We start from the raw sequence: 16,740 nt of genomic DNA, 5'->3' as shown, positions 1-16,740 counted from the left end.
CGCTCCTCAGTAGAACCCGGACCACCGACAGTTTCCGTCCGAGCGGGTCCGATGTCGTGCATTTCACGTGTTCTCTGGGGTGATGTCGAAATTTTCCGGGGTCCCCCTGTTCGGTCCGGAGGACGGCGTGTCTTGAATGGAGGGCGTGCGAATCCTCAGCGACACCGCCACGCTGGCGCTCTACACCACCGACGCGTCGAACTACCGCCACGTGCCGCTCGGCGTGGTGCTGCCGGAGACGGTGGACGACGTGGTCGCCGCCGTCGCGGCGGCGCGCGAGCGGGGAGCGCCGCTGGTGCCGCGCGGCGGGGGCACGAGTGTCGCGGGGAATTCATGTGGGCCGGGGATCGTCGTGGACACGTCACGGCACGTGCGCGGCGTCGAGTGGGTCGATCCCGAGACGCGGCTCGCGCGCGTGGCGCCCGGCACGGTGCTCGACGACCTGCAGTCGGTCGCCGCGCCGCACGGCCTGCGGTTCGGGCCCGACCCGTCCACGCACAGCCGCTGCACGATCGGCGGCATGATCGGCAACAACGCGTGCGGCTCGCACTCCGTGGCGTGGGGCCGGACCGTGGACGTGGTTCGCGAACTCGACGTGCTGCTCTACGACGGCACGCGGCTCACGGTCGGGCCGACGACACCGTCCGAAGTGGACGCGCGGGCGGCTCGTCCGGGCACCGAAGGGCGGGTGTTCAGCGAGCTGCGCGCGCTGGTGCGGGACAACCTCGCCTTGCTGCGCACGGAGCTGTCGAGCTTTTCCCGGCGCGTGTCGGGCTACGGCCTGGAACACCTGTTGCCGGAGAACGGGTTCGACGTCGCCAAGGCTCTGGTCGGCAGCGAGGGCACCTGTGTGACGGTGCTGGGCGCGACCGTGGAGCTGGCGCGGTTGCCGAAGCACCGGGTGCTGGCCGTGCTGGGGTTCCCGTCCGACATCGACGCCGCCGACGCCGTGCCGGCGATCCTGCCGTGGTCGCCGCTTACCGTGGAGGGCGTGGACGCCGAGCTGGTCGCGATGCTCGAACCCGGCCGGGCGGACGGCCTTCCGGCGGGCGGGGCGTGGCTGTTCGTGGAGCTGTCGGGTGATTCGCCGGCCGAAGCAGCCGGCCGGGCCCGGGAACTGGCGGCCTCGCTGGCCGGTGCGCTCACCGGGTCCGTGGTGCTCGACGACCCGGCCGCGCAGCGGCGGCTGTGGCGCATCCGTGAGGAGGGCGCGGGCCTGGCCACGCGCCTGGCCGACGGCGCGGAGGCCTGGCCCGGGTGGGAAGACGCGGCGGTGCCGCCCGAGCGCCTCGGCTCGTACCTGCGTGGGTTCAAGGAGCTGATGCGCGAACACGGGCGCCGCAGCGTGGTCTACGGCCACTACGGCGAGGGCTGTCTGCACCTGCGCCTCGACTTCGACCTCCTGACGACACCGGGCCAGGCGCAGTTCCGGAAGTTCGTGGAGCAGGCGGCCGACCTCGTGGCCGCGCACGGCGGCTCGCTTTCGGGCGAGCACGGCGACGGCCAGGCCCGGTCGGAGCTGCTGGGCCGGATGTACAGCCCCGAGATGATGGCGTTGTTCGCGCGGTTCAAGGGCATCTTCGACCCGGACGGCCGCATGAACCCCGGCATCATCGTGGACCCGCGGCCGGTGGACGCCGATCTGCGCGTGCGTCACGCGCCGCTCGCACTGGAAGACGTGACAGTGCTCGGGTACCCGGAGGACCGCGGCAGCTTCGGGCAGGCGATGCGCCGCTGCGTCGGCGTCGGGAAGTGCCGCAACACCAGCGGCGGCGGCGTGATGTGCCCGAGTTACCGCGCCACGCGCGAGGAAAAGCACTCCACGCGCGGGCGCGCGCACCTGCTGGCCGAGATGGTGAACGGCGAGGTGATCCGCGACGGCTGGCAGTCCGAGGAGGTCGCCGAGGCGCTCGACCTGTGCCTGTCGTGCAAGGGCTGCCTGTCCGACTGCCCGGTGGACGTGGACATGGCCACCTACAAGGCCGAGTTCCTGCACCAGCACTACCGCGGCCGGCGGCGCCCGGCGTCGCACTACTCGATGGGCTGGCTGCCGATGTGGCTGCGCGCCGTTTCGGTCGCGCCGCGCATCGCCAACTTCTTCTCGCGCCGGCGCTGGGCGGCCGCGCCGTTGAAGCGGCTCGGCGGCATCGCACCGGAACGCGACCTGCCCTCGTTCGCCGCTGTGCCGTTCACGAAGGCGCGCAAGGACTTGCGCCGCTGGGCGACTGGCCCGCGGCGCGTGGTGCTGTGGCCGGACTCGTTCAACAACTACCTCACGCCCGACGTGCTCGACGCCGCCACGGAGGTCCTCACCGCGGCCGGCTACGACGTGGTGCTGCCCGACGGCGGTGTCTGCTGTGGACTGACCTGGGTGTCCACGGGCCAGCTCGACATGGCGAAACGCGTGCTGCGCCGCACGTTGACGGTGCTGCGGCCCTACCTCGAAGCGGGTTACGAGGTCGCGGGCCTCGAACCGAGCTGCACCGCCCTGTTCCGCGGCGACCTGGCGGCCCTGCTGCCCGGCGACCCGGTCGGCGAACTGCTGGCCTCGCGCACCCGCACCTTCGCCGAACTCCTCGCCGACGCACCGAAACCGTTGGATGTCTCCCTCGACGTCGACACGATCACCCAGGTGCACTGCCACCAGCACGCCGTTCTCGGCTTCGCGGCCGACGAAGCGGCGATGGCCGCCGCCGGCGTCCGCAACACCACGTTGGACTCGGGCTGCTGCGGCCTGGCCGGCAACTTCGGCTTCGAGAAGGGCCACTACGACGTGTCCAAGGCCGTGGCGGAGGACCGGCTGCTGCCGGCTGTGCGCGCGGCGGCGGAGTCCACTGTGGTCTTGTCCGACGGGTTCAGCTGCCGGACGCAGATCGAGCAGGAGTCGGGGCGGCAGGCGGTGCACCTGGCGGTGTTGTTGAGGCGGGCGTTGAAGTAGGCGGTTCGGGGCGCTCGGAGGGTCTGTTTCCGGGCGCTGCGGTGCCGTTGGGGCCCGGTCTCGGTTGTAGCGGCTATTCGCTGCGCTCCAACAGCGTGCGAATCGCCGGCCCGGTCAGCCGGGCCACGTCTTCTGCCGAGGCGCTCGCCAGTGGGTCTTTCCGGGTGACCGCGCGGACGAGGCCGATGCCCAGTAGCCAGGCCAGGGCAAGGTCCGCGCGCAGGGCGGCGTCGGGTTCGTCGGTGAGCGAGGCCAGTGCCTGGCCGTAGGCCTCGCCCAGTTGTTCGCGCAGCGCCGCGCCGGCGCCGTCGTTGCCGGTGGAGCGCAGGTAGGTCTCCAGCGAGCGGTCGCGGCGTTCGGAGCTGTCCTTGAGCAGGCCGCGCAGGGTTTCGGCGAAGAGCCGTTCGGGTGGGGTGGCGTCGAGCTGGGCGAAGCCGCCGCGGGTCATCACGGCTTCGAAGAGGGCTTCTTTGCTGCCGAAGTAGCGGAAGAGCAGTGCCTGGTTGGCGCCGGCGTGGCCGGCGATGTCGCGCACGGTGGTGCGGTCGAAGCCGCGCTCGGCGAAGAGTTCCTCGGCGGCGTCGAGCAGCGCCGCTTTGGTGGCCGCGGCGTCCCGTTTCCGGGCGTGCGATTCTGCGGTCATGGCGCCTCCCGTTCGCGCACGAGGCTAACCGCTGGTCACCCCCAGCTGCTCATCGACGGTGATATCCGGCCGATTACGGCCACGGAAAGTAATCACGCTCTTTCGCTGCGGAGCGGCTGACAAGTCGGGGTGAAGCCGCTACCGTGCATGTAAGCAGGTGCTTACAAACCGGACTTTCTGTCAGATTGGGAGTTCTCCGCATGACCACCACGCAGTCGGAGCCGCTGGCGTACCCGTTCAACGAAGAGGCCGGCCTCGCGCTCAACGAGGCGTACGCCGCCGCCCGCGAGGCCGAGGGCATGATCCGCGTGCAGATGCCGCACGGCGAGGAGGCCTGGCTCGCCACGCGCTTCGCCGACGCCCGCTTCGTGCTGGGCGACCGGCGGTTCTCGCGCGCGATGTCGGTGGAGAAGGACGAGCCGCGGATGACCGCGCACCGGCGCACCAACGGCATCCTCGCCATGGACCCGCCCGACCACACGCGGCTGCGCACGCTGGTGGCGAAGGCGTTCACCGTGCGGCGCGTGGAGCTGCTTCGTCCGCGGGTGGAGGAGCTCGCCGTGGGCCTGCTCGAAGACATGAAGGCGGCCGGGCAGCCGGCGGACCTGGTCGACGCGTACGCGCTGCCGATTCCCGTCGCCGTGATCTGCGAGCTGCTCGGTGTGCCGACCGAGGACCGCCCGAGGTTCCGCGTGTGGAGCGACGGGGTGCTGACCACGAGCGGCCTCACCGCCGAGGAGGCCGAGCGCAACCGCGAAGAGCTGCGCGCGTACATGTCCGGCCTGATCGAGCAGCACCGCGCCGAACCGCAGGACGACCTGATGACGGCACTCATCGAGGCCCGCGACGTGCGCGACCGGCTCACCGAGCTCGAGCTGGTGGACCTGTGCGTCGGCATCCTCGTCGCCGGTCACGAGACCACGGCGAGCCAGATCCCGAACTTCGTGTATGCGCTGCTCGACCAGCCGGAGCAGTGGAAGCGGCTGGTGGAGGACCCGTCGCTGATCAACGCGGCCGTCGAGGAGCTGCTGCGCTTCGTGCCCCTCGGTGCAGGGGCCGGCTTCGCGCGCTACGCCACCGAAGACGTGCAGGTCGGCGACGTGCTCGTCCGCGAGGGCGAGCCGGTGCTCGTCGCGATCGGCGCGGCCAACCGCGACCGCCTCCAGTTCGGCGACGCCGACACCCTCGTGTTCGACCGCGAGGACACCCACCACCTCGGCTTCGGCCACGGCGTGCACCACTGCCTCGGCGCGCCGCTCGCCCGCCTGGAACTGCAGGAGGCGCTGAAGGCCCTCACCCGGGAGATGCCGAACCTCCACCTCGCCGGCGATATCGTGTGGAAGACCCAGATGCTGGTCCGCGGACCGCGCTCAATGCCGATCGGGTGGTGACGATGACCTGGAAAGTGGAAGTCGACGAACACACATGCATCGGCTCCGGCATGTGCGCCTCGCTGATGCCGGAGCTCTTCGCGCTGGACGGCCCCGTCGCCCACGCCCTCTCCGACACCGTCGCCCCGGACGAAACGGCCCTCGACGCCGCCGACTCCTGCCCGGCGATGGCGATCACGATCAGCGACGGCACGGAGGTTGTGGGACCACGGCCGTGAGGTGAGGAGCGGGGCCCTTCTGCTTCGTTGGCGGAGGGGCCCTGTTTCGTCGTGTCGTGGGTATTCGGCCTTGCCGGGGTGGGGTGGGTTGCTGGTCCGAGGTGTCGAGGCGTTCGTTCTGGACGAGGTGATTTTCGGCGCTGCTCGTCCTGACTTGGCGATGGGTGCGTTGGTTGTAGGGCCGCGGCCGTGAGGTGGCCGCGAGGGCCCTTCTGCCGTTCGGCGGCGGGCCGTGTTCTGTCTTGCCACGACAATCGTCTTGCCGGGGCGGGTGGGTTGCCGGTCCGAGGTGTCGAGATCTTCGTTCTCGACGAGGTGATTTTCGGCGCTGCTGGTCCTGACCTGGCGATGGTGATCACGATCGGCGATGGTGCGGTGGTTGTAGGAGCGCGGCCGTGAGGTGGCCGCGAGGGCCCTTCTGCCGTTCGGCGGCGGGCCGTGTTCTGTCATGCCACGACGATCGTCTTGCCGGGGCGGGTGGGTTGCCGGTCCGAGGTGTCGAGATCTTCGTTCTCGACGAGGTGATTCTCGGCGCTGTTGGTCCTGACCTGGCGATGGTGCGGTGGTTGGAGGGCCGCGGCCGTGAGGTGGCCGCGGGGGTCCGTCCGCCGTTCGGTGGCGGGCGGTGTTCTGTCTTGCCACGACGATCGGCTTGCCGGGGCGGGTGGGTTGCTGGTCCGATGTGGACATGTTCGAGCGGCGGTGGGAACGGGACCTGCACCAGCGGCCGGTGCTGTCCGACGTCGCGGTGGCGGACGGTCACCTCGTGGTGCACGAGCGGTCCACTCGTCTCGTGAGCCTGGCGGGGGCCGACGGCGCCGTGCGGTGGGACGTTCCGCTCGGTACCTGGCCGCGGGCCGTCGTGGCGGACGGGGCCGACGTGTTCGCGCTGCCGCAGCTGCCTGGGCGGCTGTGCTGCCTGTCGGCGAGCACCGGCGAGCCGCGCTGGACCGCGGAGGTCGGGTGGCTGACGGGGCACGTCGCGGTGGGGCCGGAGGTCGTGCTCGTCGGGGGCTGGCGTGGGGACACCCCGCTGCGCGCGCTGGATCGCGCGACCGGTTCGTTGCTGTGGAGCCGCACCAGTCCGACGGTGCTGCCGGCCTGGTTCGACGGCGGGTTTCTCGTGGGCAGGCCAGGTGGCCGGCGCGTCGAGCTGGTGAATCCCGGCACCGGTGCGGTCGAACGCACCTGGCGGAGGACGGTTCCTGATGCCGAGCCCGTTTTCGACGTCTCGGCCGCCGGCGTCACCGTCGGTGGAAGGCCGCTGGGCACCACCGCGGCGCGGATCACCCCGCTTCCGCGCCCGGCGAGCGGCGAGCGCGTGGTCGGCTCGGCCGGCCTGGCGGACCTGCTCGTGACCCTGGACAACGCCGGCCACCTCGAATGCTTCGCACCCGACGGCGCCCGGCTCGCGCGCACCCGGGTGGCGAGGCGGGCGGTGGGGCTGCGCGTGCTCGGGCCGGGCCGGATCGCCGTGCTGGGCAAGGGAACCGTGGTGGTCTACGACGTCGGCTGAGGGGCGCGGACGCCGTTTTCCGTGACCACCGCCGTGATGAGCGCGGCGGGCGTGACGTCGAACGCCGGGTTGAACACCGCGGCCCCGGCCGGTGCGAGGCGGACGCCGCCCAGCTCCGTGAGCTCTTCGGGCCGGCGTTCTTCGATCTCGATGGCCGCGCCGGACGCGATCGAGGTGTCCACAGTGGACTCCGGTGCGACGACCACGAACGGCACCCCGTGGTGCGCGGCCGCGATCGCCAGGGGATAGGTGCCGATCTTGTTCGCGACGTCGCCGTTGGCCGCGATCCGGTCGGCGCCCACGAGGACGCAGTCGACGAGCCCGCGGGCCATGGCGGTGGCCGCGGCGCTGTCGGGCTGCACGCGGTAGGGCACGCCGGCCTGCGCGAGCTCCCACGCGGTGAGGCGCGAGCCCTGCAGCAACGGCCGCGTCTCGTCGACCAGCACGGACTCGACGAGCCCCCGCGCCTGCAGGTGCCAGACGACCCCGAGCGCCGTGCCCCACGCGACCGTCGCGAGGTGCCCCGCGTTGCAGTGGCTCAGCAGCCGCAGCGGCCGGCGGGTCGTCTCGGCCAGCACGACCTCCGCCGCGTGCGCCGACGCGGTGCGGTTGAGCTGCTCGTCCTCGTCGAGCATCACCAACGCCTCCGCGAGCACGGCCTCAGCGCCCTCGTCGAGCCGCCCGAGCGCCCGCGTGACGCCCCAACGCAGGTTCACCGCCGTCGGCCGCGCGGCGGCGAGGCGTTCGGCCTGCGCGCGCACCGCGTCCGCCGAGCCGCCGGCGAAGGCCGCCAGCGCCACCCCGAGCGCCCCCGCGGCCCCCAGCGCGGGCGCGCCGCGCACGGCCAGCCGCTGGATCGCCGCCACGAGCTCGTCGACCGTGCGCAGCTCGAGCACCCGGTACTCACCCGGCAACGCCACCTGGTCGATGATCACGACAGCACCGTCGACCCAGTCCACTGTCCTGCGCATCTGCCCTCCCGAAGCCTCGTCGGCACCGCTGCACGGCGTCGACGCCATTCAACGGCAGCCCCGCCCGCCCCGCACCCGACGGCCGATGACCACGAGATGATCATCACCTCGCGCCCCCTCCCGCGGTCCACCGCCCGACGGCACCGTGCCTAGCGGCCGCGGACGACCGCGATGGTCACCACCGTCTGATGACTCCGGAACCGCATCACGGCCCGGCCATCACGACCCGGCCGTCGCAACCCGAGGCATCGCAACCCAGCGCACCACGGCCCGGCCATCGCAACGCGGCCATCACAACCCAGCGCACCACGACCCGACTGTCGCAGCCCGGCCATGACTTGGCGACCATCGCGACCCAGCCGTCGCCACTCGGCCATCACGACCCGGCCGTGGCAACCCGAGGCATCACGACCCTGCGCGCCACGGCCGGGCTATCGCAGCCCGGCCGTGGCGACCCGGCCGTGGCGACCCGGCCATGACGACCCAGTCGTCACGACTCGGCCATACAACCCCGCGCATCGCGACCCCACTCTCGCAACCCGCGCATCACGACCCGGCCGTGGCAGCCCAAGGCATCACAACCCTGCGCGCCACGGCCGGGCTATCGCAACCCGGCCATGACGACCCCGCGATCGCAACCCAAGGCATCACGACCCGGGTATCACGACCCAGCCGTCCGAACCCGAGGCATCGCCAATCCCGGTATCACGACCCGGCTGTCGCAACCTGCGGCGTCGCCAATCCCGCGCATCACAACCCATCCACCACAACCCAAGGCATCACGATCCGGCTGTCGCAACCCGAGGCATCGCCAACCCCGCGCACCACGGCCCGGCCATCGCAGCCCGGCCATCACGACGCGGCCATCGCGACCCAGCCGTCGCCACTCGGCCATCACAAGCCTGGGCCATCACAACCCATCCACCACAACCCGAGGCATCACAACCCAGGAACCCAGGCATCACGCCTCAGGCGTCACAACCCGGCCATCAAATTCGTCTCCGTGATCCCCGGCCCGTGCCCCTCCCGGATGAACCACTCCGTGCCGAACGCGTGCCCGAACGCCTCGTCCGGCATGGCCAGGAACCACGACTCCTCGGCGATCTGGCTGGGGTGCGCGCGCATCGCCGCGCGCTTCGCGGTCAGGTACGGCCGCACGTCCACCGCCGCCGTGATTTCGGCCTCCGGCTTGCCGAGCTGTTCCTGGGCGTCGACGTCGGGGACCGCCTCGCGCGGCATCGCGCCCAGCTGCACCGCCAGCTCGAGGCCGCGGCGCATGTGGTCGCGGTTCGACGTGGCCTGGTACACCCGCGGCGTGCCCGCCAGCTCGGCCGCGCGCACGCCGACGCGGTGGACCTGGATGTGGTCGGGGTGCCCGTAGTTGCCGTAGTCGTCGTAGATCGTGAGGACCTCGGCCGACTCCTCGCGCAGGATGGTGGCCAGCCGCTGGGCCGCCTCCTCGATCGAGGCGCGCCAGAAGGCGCCGGGCTCGTCGTTCGTGGGCTCGCCCATCATGCCGGAGTCGCGGTAGCCCAGGAACTCCACGCGTTTGACGCCGAGCACCTCGGCCGCCGCGTGGGTTTCGCGCACGCGCCGCTCCCAGAGCTGCTCGCCGTCGTCGAGGAAGCCTTCGGGCACCTCGCCCACCTCGCCGCGCGTCGCGACCACCAGCACGACCCGGTGCCCCTCGTCGGCGGCCTTGCGCATCACGCCGCCGGTGACGATGCACTCGTCGTCGGGGTGGGCGTGGAACGTCACCATTGTTGCCATGTCATCGAACTTACCCCCGGGCACCGACAGAATCCGGTCACCTTCGCAAGCTCTGTTCCTCGACCATGTGTGACAGCTTCGCCGGGTTGCGCACGGCGTAGATGCCGGTGACGAGCCCGTCGTCGATGCGCAGGGCCAGCACGGTGTCCAGCGCGCCGTCGAAGTGCACGGTGAGCGCCGGGTGGCCGTTGACCAGCGCCGGCAGCCGGGTCGCGGTGGCAAGCTGGCCCAGGCCGGCCGCCAGGATCCGGGCCACGCGCTCGGCACCGACCACGGGCTTGAGCACGGCCTGCTTCACGCCGCCGCCGTCGCCGAGGAACACGACGTCGGGGGACAGCACGTCGAGCAGGCCCTGCAGCTCACCCGTTTCGATGGCGTGCTGGAACGCCGCGAGCGCGTCGCGCGTGGCCGTGCGCGAAACAGGCCCGCGCGGCCGGCGGGCGGCCACGTGCTCCCGCGCGCGGTGCGCGATCTGCCGCACGGCCGCGCCGCTCTTGCCCACGGCGTCCGCGATCTCGCCGTAGCCCAGGTCGAACACCTCGCGCAGCACGAACACCGCGCGTTCGGTGGGCGTGAGCGTCTCCAGCACGAGCAGCATCGCCATCGACACACTCTCGGCGAGCTCCACGTCCTCGGCCACGTCCGGCGCGGTCAGCAGCGGCTCCGGCAGCCACGGCCCCACGTAGGACTCCTTGCGCCGCCCCAGCGTGCGCAGCCGGCCCAGCGCCTGGCGCGTGGTGATGCGCACGAGGTACGCGCGGTGGTTCTGCACCTCGTCGAGGTCCACGCCCACCCAGCGCAGCCACGTCTCCTGCAGCACGTCCTCCGCGTCGGCCGCCGAGCCGAGCATCTCGTAGGCGATGGTGAACAGCAGGTTGCGGTGGGTGAGGAACAGCTCCGTCGCGCGGTCGGCCATGCGTGGTGCCCCCTTCGATTCCGACAGTGTCCACCACCAGATGCCGCCCGGCCGCTGTTCGTGACAGGTCTCGGGGCGATCTGTCACAACGGCGGGGTGGCCGGCATCTGGTGGGCATCGGAAACCCGAGAGTGAGGACTCCCATGATCCGCCTGAACCCGATGGACACCGAAATCGGCGGCAAGCTGGCCAAGCGCTTCGCCGGCGTGAGCTCGCTGCTGGACCGCTCCACGCTGCCGGCCGAGATCCGGACGCTGGTGCAGATCCGCGCCAGCCAGCTCAACGGCTGCGGCTTCTGCCTCGACATGCACATCAAGGACGCCGTGGCCGCCGGCGAAACCCCCGTGCGCCTGGCGCTCGTCGCGGCCTGGCGCGAAACCACGGTGTACACCGACGCCGAGCGCGCGGCCCTCGCGCTCACAGAGGAAGCCACCCGGCTCGCCGACTCCACCGGCATCTCCGACGACACGTGGTCCCACGCCCGCAAGCACTTCGACGACGAGCAGCTCTCCGCGCTGGTGTGCCTGATCGGGCTGATCAACGCGGCGAACCGGATGAACGTGATCGTCGCGATGCCCGGCGGTTCCTACGAAGCGGGGATGTTCGCCGGCTTCGCGGAGAACTGAACCTCTGCCCGGCTCGGGGTTTCGGTCCCGGGCCGGGGCAGGTCCGCCGGTGCTTCGGCCGGGGAGTCGAGCTGCGGCTCTGCCGGGGCACGATTGGCCTCCGCCAGCGCCAAGATCAATCCGTACCGGCACATCAGGACACCGCGGCCGAGGCGGTGGTTTCCCACGCGAAACCGTCCGGATCCGTGAACGCTTCCTGGCCGCCGAGCGCGATCCGGTGCGAACCCGTGCCGGGCTCCGCCACGCCGGCGTCCTTCGCCAGCGCGCGACGCCGGTACAGCGCGAGCTTCACCGGCGCCGTCTCGAACTCGACGTACACGCGCCCGAAGCTCTTGCCGACCGTGAGGCCGCGCGAGGTGTAGAACCGCTTGCTCGCGCCGACGTCGTCGACACCGAGCAGCAGCACCAGGGACTCGAACTCCCGCACCGCCGGCCCGGTGTTCTTCTTCGCGCTGGTGGCGACCTTCCAGATCGCGCCGTCCGGGGCCTGGACCACGCCGCCGTAGCCCCACATGGACTTGGCCGCCGCCTTCAGCGTGGTGGCACCGGCCGCGACGGCCGCGTCGAGGAAGGCGTCGGCGTCGGCGGGCTGGGCGACGGTGAGGGAGAGGGTGTAGCCGCGGAAGCCGTCGGTGGGCGTCTGCGAAGCGCGCAGCCGCAGGATGGAGCCGAGCCCGAAGGCGTCGGCGTAGAAGCGTTCGGCGGCGGCCGGGTCGGCCACCTCGAGGGTGATGCTGTCGATTGAGGTCATGCCGGAAACGGTAAGCGCGCACCCGTGACCAGTGCTTCTCCATTCCTGCTCAGTCGTCGCCGGGGGCGGGCAGCGGCCACGCGCTTTCACCGGCCCCGGGTCTCCGGTAGATTTTGGACCATGGGTGGCGGATGGGGGCCTCGCTCAGCTGGAGCGTCGTCTCGCGGCACATGACCGAAACCAACCAGGCGGATCCACCGCCGCCGAGAGAGTCCCTGAGAGCGCTGGTGCGACGCCGGCGCCGGGGCGTCCGCAGGTTTCGCGGAATCCAATACTGGCTGCGCGTGCGGGGTTACTACATCCTCGCCGCGTTCTTCGGGTTGTTCGTGGCCAACGCGGTGGTGATCGGCGGCCGGGTCGCCTACGACGTCACGGTGCAGATCGACTCGCCGTGGGACACCGCCAGCCCGGCGCTGGCCCTGCCGCTCTCGCTCGCCGGCTGGCTCGTGGTCACCGGTTTCGCGGGTGCCGTGGCCGGTTACGTGGTGACCGAGGTGACGGACAACCGCACCATCGGGCGGATGCGCGGCCGCTCCAACGCGCGCCGCATCGCCCTGATCCCGCTGCTCGACCGCCTGCAGTACAGCCGCCACGGGTTCGAGGTGCCGCACTACTTCGGCATCCGGTTCGTGCTGCGCCACCAAGGCGATTGGAAGCTCGCGCAGGACCACTGGGAGATCGTGGTGGAGCGGTTCCTCAACGTCGGCGAGTCCGACCGCGGCCGCGGCCCGCGGCAGGCGATGTGGCAGGCCGTGCTGGAAGCTTCGTACGTGCTGGACGGAATGTCGGGAAAGTGCCCGGTGTGCGAAAAGCTCGCCGGAAAGGACGGGAATTCCGGTGCCCACGCCTGACCCGAACGCGCCGCAGAGCGTCGACGAGCTCGCGAAAGTGCTGTACCAGGACGCCTATCCCGAGAAACGCGCCGAGGCCGGCTGGGTCGACGAGCAGGTTTCCGTGGCCGTGCAACGGATCGGCCGCGCCGAGCAAGCCGACCCCTCGACGTCGCCGGGCGCGCGCGAGCTGTCCGACGCCGTGATCAACCGTGCGGCCCCGAAGCCGCGCAAGGGCCCGCGGGTCGCCGCCGCCGTGGTGGCGGCCGTGGTGGTGCTGGCGGCGCTGGTGCTGGGCATCACGGAACGGCAGTGGGTCGCCGAAACCGCCATCAGCGGCGACGGCATCCTCGGCCTCTCGATCGCGGCCGTGGTGGCCGCGCTGGCCACGAGCGTGAGCTACGTCCGCGTGCGCCGCCGGCAGATCCTGTCGTGCCGGGTGCGGATCGACGCGCCGTTCGGCGTCGACATCGGCGAAACCGTGCGCCTGGAAGGCGAACACGCCGCCGTGACCGACCCCGGCGTGGTGGTGGTGCGGGTGAAGAACACCGGCGGCGCCGTGATCAAGGCGGCCGACTACGTGTCGCCGCTCGCGCTCCACTTCCCGGGCCGGCGCGTGATCTCCGTCGACGCCACCGAGTTCGAGCCGCCGGTGCTGCAGCGCGTGATCAGCAAGCTCGCCGACTTCACCATCGACGGCGACCGCGTGAAGCTGCCGGCGGTGCAGCTCGAACGGGAGCACTCGTTCAAGCTCGTGATCGTGCTGTCGGGCACCAAAGCGGAGGAGCGGCACCAGATCGCGGTAGAAGGCCTGCTGCGCGACGGCCGCATCACCACGCGCGAGGGCAAGGAAAAAGTCGGGCCCGGCACGCTCGCGTGGGGCGGGTTGACGGCGATCTGCGCGGGTGCGCTGGCGGTGGTGTTGCTGCTGAACAACGTCGCGCCGTTCACGAAGCTGCCGCGCGGCGTCACGTGTGTGGCGGGTTCGCTGAGCGTGGAGGGGTCGAGCGCGTTCGGCCGCGCCGCGACGGAGCTCGCCGGCTCGTACGAGGCGTACTGCCCGGGTTCGGTCGTGAAGGTCGGCACGCCGGGCAGCGTCGAGGGCCTGCAGCGCCTCCACGACGGCACCATCGACCTCGCCCTCTCCGACGGCAAGTTCGACGAACCCGACTTCGCCCCGTTCGTGCCGCAGCAGCTCGCGATCGTGCCGTTCACGCTGGTGGCGAGCAAAAACGTGCCCGTGGACGACCTCACGGCCGCCGACGTCCGCAAGATCTTCACCGGCGGCGCTCGCGTGTGGAGCGACATCACCGGCAACCCCCGCGACACCGGCCCCATCCGCGTCGCCGGCCGCTCCACGTCCTCCGGCACCCGCCACACGCTCGAGAAGTACCTCCTCGGCGGCCCCCAGGCCCCGTCGACGTCCGACTCCTGTCGCGACCTGCGCCCCGGCGTCCCGGCCACGTCGCCGATCCTCTGCGAACAAGGCTCGACCGGCGACCTCATCGACCGCATCGCCACCCTCGGCGACGCCATCGGCTACGCGGACGTCTCCGACGTCGCCCAGTCGACGGCGGTGAAGAAGATCAGCCTGGACGGCCGCGATGCTTCGTTGGGGGACATCCGCGCCGGGTATCCTTTTTGGACGGTCGAGTACGTGTTCAGCCGGGGGCCGTTGCCGTCGGATTCACTGGCGGCGGCGTTCCGGGATTACCTGCTGACGCCTGAAGCGCGTAATGCGATGGTGGGGTTCCAGTACTACGCGTGTGCGGCGAGTGAGCAGGATTTGTGTGCGCGGAGGTGAGGTTTCTCAGTAGGCCCAGCGGCCTTGCTTGGCGCTGGTGAACCAGGCGGCGGCGCGCTGTGCCAGCTCGGTTGGTGAGGCGCCGTCGTCAAGGCAGCGAATGCCGTCCGGGCCCTCGACGTCGAGCAACGCCTCTTCCGCGCGGACACCGTCGTCCCAGTTGAGGCACGAGGGACTCCAGCAGCCCCGAATCCCCCGCGCGTCGAAGTCGGCCCGCAGCGTGGCGGAAATCGTGTCGCCCTCGCCGAAGTCGAGCGAGGCCATCAGCCAGGGAGTCTCGTCGGCGTCGGCGTGCACCCAGAAGTCGATCTTCGGAACCAGCCCTTCCAGCACCGCCATGAACTCGACCTCGGCGGGCGTCAATTCGCGGTCGCGGTCGCCGCTTTCCCCGTAACCGCTGTGGTCGCTCATCCTGGTGGGTTCTCAGTACTCGTTCTTGATCACGAAGTAGGACCCCCGGATCGTGCCGGCCAGCTTCGACTTCTGCCGCGCGAACTTGAACGCGCCCAGCTCCTCGGGCACCTCCATGCCGTCGGAGAGCTTGAAGCCGACCGCGCGCTTGCCGCCGTCGTCGAGGGTGTAGAGGACGTTGATCGAGAGGCCGCTTTCGTAGAACACGTACGCCCAGCGGACGTTCTCGACCTGGAACTCGGTGACTTCCAGGGGCTTCGAGGCGATGACGATGCCCCGCTCGTCCTCGAGGATCCGGTTCACCCAGTCGAGGGTGGCCTGGGCGTCCTTCGCCGGCTGGACCTCGAAGGTGTGGTCGTACTTGTTCTTGAAGTACCGCGCCTCGTTCGCCCGCAACCCGGCCAGCGCGTCGACCACCGGCGAGGTCTCGAGACCGGCGGTCGACACGGTTACGAAGTCCACGACGTGGGGCATGGTGAGTTCCTCCGTGGTACCGAGGTGGGTGGTCTTGTGGTCAGCGTAAACGCCGGGGTCGGTCGGCGCTGCCATTCGCGCCGTTCAGAGGCCTTGGGGGTGCCGTGAGAGCCACTCGCTGTAGCGCTGCTTGAGGGCGTCGCGCTCGGCTGTCGTGGGCAGGAGGACGTCGGCGCCCCCGTCGTACGGGGCGTGGATCCGGTCGAAGGAGAGACTGGTGATCATCACCCCGGCCGCTGCGTCGTCGGCCACCGCGCGAAGCGTGTCGTCGATCAATCCGGACCGCCACGAGGTTCGGCCGGCGTACACGTGGGCGTAGCTGATGAAGTCCGGGTCGGTTTCGTCCTCGTCATCGCACACGGACATCCAGTGGCGGGCGCCGGGGAATCTGCGCTCGATCGGCGCCGGCTCAGCCGGCGGCTCCGGATCGTCCGACCAGAAGTTCGTGACGATGCGGACCTCCTGCCCGCCGAACAGCTCGTCCAGCACCACGTTGTATCGCCCGAGCACGAGGTCGTACTCGGCTTCGGTCTCGGGATAGCGCTTGGACTCGGGCAGGCTGTGGAACCGCACCCAGCGATCCGGGTAGGCGGACTTCAGGGTGTAGGAAATGGGGTCGCAGTCGGGCCAGCGCTGTCGCCACAAGGCGGACAGCTCGCTGTCATTCGCCACTGAAGTCACGTTCCGGATCGTCGCCCGCTACGTCGATGAGAAGCGGGCCAGGAAGCGCCACCAGCCTCACGAGCAGTGCACGGTCGAGTTCGACCGCGTGCTCGGCTGCGTGCGACGCCGCCGCACAGAACCAGTCGGCGGAGTACCCGCGGTCGGCGAGCTGCCACAGCTCACCGGTCTTCGGCTCGAGCCGGTCGAGCAGCCAGGTCAAGTGGTCGGACAGCTCGGCTTCGTCGCCCACCGGGGACGTCAACGACCAGAGTGCGGTTGCCCGCACCGCACTGCTGCGGCGTCCCACCCGCTCCCCGGCTTCGGCCGCGAAGGTGGGCGCGAGCTCGAGAAGGTCGGTCACCGCTCGGGCGCTCGCGCCCCGGTCACCACCGAGGCGGAACGTGGCACTTGTCTGCACTTCGCCATCATCACGAACGATCTTCGTCGTGACCACTGAATTCGGCTCAGGCATCGACCGGAAGTGTCCTCCGTAAGAAGTCCACCGTCAGATCCCACGCCCTCGCCGCCGCTTCCGGCCGGTAGAACATCGGCGCCACCCGGTTGTGGAACGCGTGTCCCGCGTCTTCCTGCACAAAGATCTCCGCCCCCGGATGCGAAGCCACCGCGGCCTCCACCACGGCAACATCCGACCGCGGAATGAACTGATCCTGCCCACCGAGGTGGAGTGTCTTTTGTTACATATCGTGACTCGTCAAGCTGCAAAGCTGATCAGGGGCCGGTGAAAGCCGCGGGCTCCTCAGGAAGGGGTTGCACATCGGCGACTGGGGGTAACTCGCTGGCATGTGGCGTCCGTCGGG

The 16,740-nt window shown here is 70.8% G+C and carries 16 protein-coding genes and 1 pseudogene; 7 read left to right on the top strand and 10 right to left on the bottom strand.

Annotated elements, in window-relative coordinates; translation table 11 throughout:
• Nucleotides 1–145: 145 nt before the first annotated feature.
• Nucleotides 146–2,938, top strand: a complete 2,793-nt coding sequence (locus VSH64_RS24495) for an FAD-binding and (Fe-S)-binding domain-containing protein (protein WP_326565008.1) — start codon at nucleotides 146–148, stop codon at nucleotides 2,936–2,938.
• Nucleotides 2,939–3,011: 73 nt separating this feature from the next.
• Here the strand turns inward: VSH64_RS24495 and VSH64_RS24490 are convergent, their stop codons facing one another.
• Nucleotides 3,012–3,581: a TetR/AcrR family transcriptional regulator gene (locus VSH64_RS24490; protein ID WP_326565007.1), complete on the bottom strand. Its 570-nt coding sequence runs from the start codon at nucleotides 3,579–3,581 to the stop codon at nucleotides 3,012–3,014.
• Between the two features lie 200 nt (nucleotides 3,582–3,781).
• Here VSH64_RS24490 and VSH64_RS24485 point away from each other — a divergent pair, with 200 nt between their 5' ends.
• From VSH64_RS24485 to VSH64_RS24475, 3 genes are all read left to right on the top strand, one after another.
• Nucleotides 3,782–4,972, top strand: a complete 1,191-nt coding sequence (locus VSH64_RS24485) for a cytochrome P450 (protein ID WP_326565006.1) — start codon at nucleotides 3,782–3,784, stop codon at nucleotides 4,970–4,972.
• Nucleotides 4,973–4,974: 2 nt separating this feature from the next.
• Nucleotides 4,975–5,190 carry a ferredoxin gene (locus VSH64_RS24480; protein WP_326565005.1) on the top strand — a complete coding sequence of 72 codons (216 nt, stop codon included), beginning with the start codon at nucleotides 4,975–4,977 and terminating at the stop codon, nucleotides 5,188–5,190.
• A gap of 688 nt (nucleotides 5,191–5,878) precedes the next feature.
• Nucleotides 5,879–6,706 carry an outer membrane protein assembly factor BamB family protein gene (locus tag VSH64_RS24475; RefSeq protein WP_326565004.1) on the top strand — a complete coding sequence of 276 codons (828 nt, stop codon included), beginning with the start codon at nucleotides 5,879–5,881 and terminating at the stop codon, nucleotides 6,704–6,706.
• On the opposite strand, the gene mtnA is transcribed toward VSH64_RS24475, so the two are convergent.
• The 3 genes from mtnA to VSH64_RS24460 form a co-directional block, all read right to left on the bottom strand.
• The gene (gene mtnA, locus VSH64_RS24470) at nucleotides 6,691–7,677 is read right to left on the bottom strand and encodes an S-methyl-5-thioribose-1-phosphate isomerase (RefSeq protein ID WP_326565003.1); all 987 of its coding nucleotides are present in this window, start codon (nucleotides 7,675–7,677) and stop codon (nucleotides 6,691–6,693) included. The two genes, VSH64_RS24475 and mtnA, sit on opposite strands and share 16 nt — an antisense overlap.
• 975 nt (nucleotides 7,678–8,652) lie before the next feature.
• Complete coding sequence (locus VSH64_RS24465; RefSeq protein WP_326565002.1) at nucleotides 8,653–9,447, bottom strand: PIG-L family deacetylase; 795 nt, start codon at nucleotides 9,445–9,447, stop codon at nucleotides 8,653–8,655.
• Nucleotides 9,448–9,484: 37 nt separating this feature from the next.
• Complete coding sequence (locus VSH64_RS24460) at nucleotides 9,485–10,363, bottom strand: RNA polymerase sigma-70 factor (RefSeq protein ID WP_326565001.1); 879 nt, start codon at nucleotides 10,361–10,363, stop codon at nucleotides 9,485–9,487.
• Nucleotides 10,364–10,506: 143 nt separating this feature from the next.
• Here VSH64_RS24460 and VSH64_RS24455 point away from each other — a divergent pair, with 143 nt between their 5' ends.
• Nucleotides 10,507–10,989 (top strand): carboxymuconolactone decarboxylase family protein, encoded by a 483-nt coding sequence (locus VSH64_RS24455; RefSeq protein WP_326565000.1) that lies wholly within the window; start codon nucleotides 10,507–10,509, stop codon nucleotides 10,987–10,989.
• Between the two features lie 133 nt (nucleotides 10,990–11,122).
• Here the strand turns inward: VSH64_RS24455 and VSH64_RS24450 are convergent, their stop codons facing one another.
• The gene (locus VSH64_RS24450) at nucleotides 11,123–11,740 is read right to left on the bottom strand and encodes a VOC family protein (protein WP_326564999.1); all 618 of its coding nucleotides are present in this window, start codon (nucleotides 11,738–11,740) and stop codon (nucleotides 11,123–11,125) included.
• Between the two features lie 284 nt (nucleotides 11,741–12,024).
• On the opposite strand from VSH64_RS24450, the gene VSH64_RS24445 reads away from it, so the two are divergent.
• Nucleotides 12,025–12,591 carry a DUF6313 family protein gene (locus tag VSH64_RS24445; protein WP_326564998.1) on the top strand — a complete coding sequence of 189 codons (567 nt, stop codon included), beginning with the start codon at nucleotides 12,025–12,027 and terminating at the stop codon, nucleotides 12,589–12,591.
• Complete coding sequence (locus VSH64_RS24440) at nucleotides 12,578–14,374, top strand: PstS family phosphate ABC transporter substrate-binding protein (protein ID WP_326564997.1); 1,797 nt, start codon at nucleotides 12,578–12,580, stop codon at nucleotides 14,372–14,374. The genes VSH64_RS24445 and VSH64_RS24440 overlap by 14 nt, the downstream gene beginning before the upstream one ends.
• A 6-nt stretch (nucleotides 14,375–14,380) precedes the next feature.
• Here the strand turns inward: VSH64_RS24440 and VSH64_RS24435 are convergent, their stop codons facing one another.
• From VSH64_RS24435 to VSH64_RS24415, 5 genes and pseudogenes are all read right to left on the bottom strand, one after another.
• The gene (locus VSH64_RS24435) at nucleotides 14,381–14,785 is read right to left on the bottom strand and encodes a hypothetical protein (RefSeq protein WP_326564996.1); all 405 of its coding nucleotides are present in this window, start codon (nucleotides 14,783–14,785) and stop codon (nucleotides 14,381–14,383) included.
• A 12-nt stretch (nucleotides 14,786–14,797) separates the two neighbouring features.
• The gene (locus VSH64_RS24430; RefSeq protein ID WP_326564995.1) at nucleotides 14,798–15,259 is read right to left on the bottom strand and encodes a phage tail protein; all 462 of its coding nucleotides are present in this window, start codon (nucleotides 15,257–15,259) and stop codon (nucleotides 14,798–14,800) included.
• Between the two features lie 84 nt (nucleotides 15,260–15,343).
• Nucleotides 15,344–15,931 carry a DUF3885 domain-containing protein gene (locus tag VSH64_RS24425; RefSeq protein ID WP_326564994.1) on the bottom strand — a complete coding sequence of 196 codons (588 nt, stop codon included), beginning with the start codon at nucleotides 15,929–15,931 and terminating at the stop codon, nucleotides 15,344–15,346.
• Nucleotides 15,921–16,394: a DUF4279 domain-containing protein gene (locus VSH64_RS24420; RefSeq protein WP_326564993.1), complete on the bottom strand. Its 474-nt coding sequence runs from the start codon at nucleotides 16,392–16,394 to the stop codon at nucleotides 15,921–15,923. The genes VSH64_RS24425 and VSH64_RS24420 overlap by 11 nt, the downstream gene beginning before the upstream one ends.
• A pseudogene (locus tag VSH64_RS24415) lies at nucleotides 16,387–16,605 on the bottom strand (dienelactone hydrolase family protein); the annotation flags it as partial. The gene VSH64_RS24420 and the pseudogene VSH64_RS24415, both read right to left, overlap by 8 nt.
• Nucleotides 16,606–16,740 lie beyond the last annotated feature (135 nt).

Origin of the sequence: Amycolatopsis rhabdoformis (assembly GCF_035918295.1) — a bacterium.
Taxonomy (GTDB): Bacteria; Actinomycetota; Actinomycetes; order Mycobacteriales; family Pseudonocardiaceae; genus Amycolatopsis; species Amycolatopsis rhabdoformis.
This window is presented reverse-complemented; position numbering and strand designations above follow the sequence as displayed.

Excerpts from the sequence above, each read along its gene's own strand:
- VSH64_RS24490 (WP_326565007.1), bottom strand. The coding sequence starts at position 3,581 with ATGACCGCAGAATCGCACGCCCGGAAACGGGACGCCGCGGCCACCAAA.
- VSH64_RS24460 (WP_326565001.1), bottom strand. The coding sequence starts at position 10,363 with ATGGCCGACCGCGCGACGGAGCTGTTCCTCACCCACCGCAACCTGCTG.
- VSH64_RS24485 (WP_326565006.1), top strand. The coding sequence starts at position 3,782 with ATGACCACCACGCAGTCGGAGCCGCTGGCGTACCCGTTCAACGAAGAG.
- VSH64_RS24430 (WP_326564995.1), bottom strand. The coding sequence starts at position 15,259 with ATGCCCCACGTCGTGGACTTCGTAACCGTGTCGACCGCCGGTCTCGAG.
- VSH64_RS24450 (WP_326564999.1), bottom strand. The coding sequence starts at position 11,740 with ATGACCTCAATCGACAGCATCACCCTCGAGGTGGCCGACCCGGCCGCC.
- mtnA (WP_326565003.1), bottom strand. The coding sequence starts at position 7,677 with ATGCGCAGGACAGTGGACTGGGTCGACGGTGCTGTCGTGATCATCGAC.
- VSH64_RS24435 (WP_326564996.1), bottom strand. The coding sequence starts at position 14,785 with ATGAGCGACCACAGCGGTTACGGGGAAAGCGGCGACCGCGACCGCGAA.
- VSH64_RS24420 (WP_326564993.1), bottom strand. The coding sequence starts at position 16,394 with ATGCCTGAGCCGAATTCAGTGGTCACGACGAAGATCGTTCGTGATGAT.
- VSH64_RS24475 (WP_326565004.1), top strand. The coding sequence starts at position 5,879 with ATGTTCGAGCGGCGGTGGGAACGGGACCTGCACCAGCGGCCGGTGCTG.
- VSH64_RS24455 (WP_326565000.1), top strand. The coding sequence starts at position 10,507 with ATGATCCGCCTGAACCCGATGGACACCGAAATCGGCGGCAAGCTGGCC.
- VSH64_RS24465 (WP_326565002.1), bottom strand. The coding sequence starts at position 9,447 with ATGGCAACAATGGTGACGTTCCACGCCCACCCCGACGACGAGTGCATC.
- VSH64_RS24480 (WP_326565005.1), top strand. The coding sequence starts at position 4,975 with ATGACCTGGAAAGTGGAAGTCGACGAACACACATGCATCGGCTCCGGC.